Source organism: Shigella sp. SIG6 (genome assembly GCF_053555815.1).
The window spans coordinates 1-1,545 of sequence record NZ_JBQZXC010000259.1 but is presented as its reverse complement, the minus strand read 5'-3'; the positions used below and the strand labels follow the sequence as shown (position 1 = coordinate 1,545).

Genomic DNA, 1,545 nt, shown 5'->3' with positions numbered 1-1,545 from the left:
GGGTCTATGGCGCTCATGCCCGTTTGCTGTTCGATAATGGCTTCTCTGAGCATACGGTGTTGCAGTTCTCGTAAAAACTTTGCGTCTTCTGGTGATAAATCCATTGTTATTACTCGTAAAGCAATGCGCTGTAGTGCCTTACGCTACCGCGCTGATGGTTCTTATCCGTTTTATTGAATCGGAGAACAAACTGTGAGCTATCAGCCTGGTGGTCTGGTTTTGCCTGATTTAAGCCGCCGTGGGTATTTGTCCAAGAATGCTTCAAGCTCCAATCGTTTTGGCCTGGTGAATGGAGATGGGTTAAGCAAAGACTCCCGTTGCTGGTGTACTTTTTCGCGCTGGCGCTCAAGCATGGATAATGCGATTGCCTGTAGTTCTTCGTTAGTCATTGTCTGCACCTGGAAAGCAATTTACCGGAGTACCTCACACTACGGCAAAAATGTTTTATTGTTGCAACTTGCGTAATTATTCAGGTCAGTTTGGAACGCACTGTATAAACATAAATAACCTGATACTGTTGTGTGTTTTCAAAGAAAACACAGGTATTTTTCACATAAACCTTCCCCTTTTCATATTCGACCACTTAATCAAAAAACGGTTTTATACTTGTTGCCCCCACTGGGGTTAAATGTGAGACATGTCGCACTTTGTGCCATGTGTCCTCGCTGATTTTAGGCGCGGTTCATTCATTCTTTCTGTTGGCATAAAGTATGGTATCGGTTGGGCGAATGAAAGGGACTCGGGTCATGGTCAGACAATACCTGAGGCGTTAATTCGTTGAAAGAGATTGTGAATGGGGGAATAACTGAGTCTTAACTGCTGTGCGATAGCCCGGACAGATAATTGCTCGTCGAATCTGAGACGTAATGATTCTGGCAAATAAGTGCGAAAGCCGGTGATATCTAGTGTTGTTTGAGAGTTCATCGTTCGAGTCCATTAATACAGATGGACGCGATTGTTGCCAGACAGGATAATTTTTTATTTTATACAACAGATGCCCACGAAAAGAATTATTTTCAATAGACACCTGCATTACACAAAGTAGATACATACGCAGTCAGAGTACACTTACTTTTTATTATTTCCTGCAATGGCGATTACGGCTATTGACAGTAATGAAGTTATTAGTGAACCAAGACCTAAAGTAGTCCCGGGACCAACACCGTTGTCGCTTACGGTTACTGACAGGAAACTGATTGTACCAGCGCTTATTGTTTGAGTAAAACCTGTAATAGATGCGGCAAATCCTGTTTTTGAACCATTTATTTGTAATGCGATAAAATTGGCTATTGGGTAATAAAAACCATAGGTTGGATAATTTTTCAATCTTTGATAATTGATTTCCGATTATGAAAAATAAAACTGAGAAGGAGAAAATAATTGAGTAACTAAAAGTACTCAGGCCATAAGTATGCATGAAAATTGATGGTGATATTGATATGTAGCAAAATAGAGAACTGAGTATTAATGAGACAAGTATAGTGCCGCAGATAAACTCTTTGGTCACAAAGGATGCACTGTTTTGACATATTACTTTCTCATTTG

The 1,545-nt window shown here is 40.5% G+C and carries 2 protein-coding genes and 1 pseudogene; all 3 read right to left on the bottom strand.

Annotated features, from left to right (window positions below):
• Positions 1-200 precede the first annotated feature (200 nt).
• Positions 201-389: a hypothetical protein gene (locus tag ACUU1M_RS20140; protein ID WP_000180465.1), complete on the bottom strand. Its 189-nt coding sequence runs from the start codon at positions 387-389 to the stop codon at positions 201-203.
• 296 nt (positions 390-685) lie between these two features.
• A pseudogene (locus ACUU1M_RS20135) lies at positions 686-924 on the bottom strand (IS66-like element accessory protein TnpA); the annotation flags it as partial.
• A gap of 144 nt (positions 925-1,068) precedes the next feature.
• Positions 1,069-1,326 (bottom strand): hypothetical protein, encoded by a 258-nt coding sequence (locus tag ACUU1M_RS20130; RefSeq protein WP_005106057.1) that lies wholly within the window; start codon positions 1,324-1,326, stop codon positions 1,069-1,071.
• Positions 1,327-1,545: the final 219 nt, after the last annotated feature.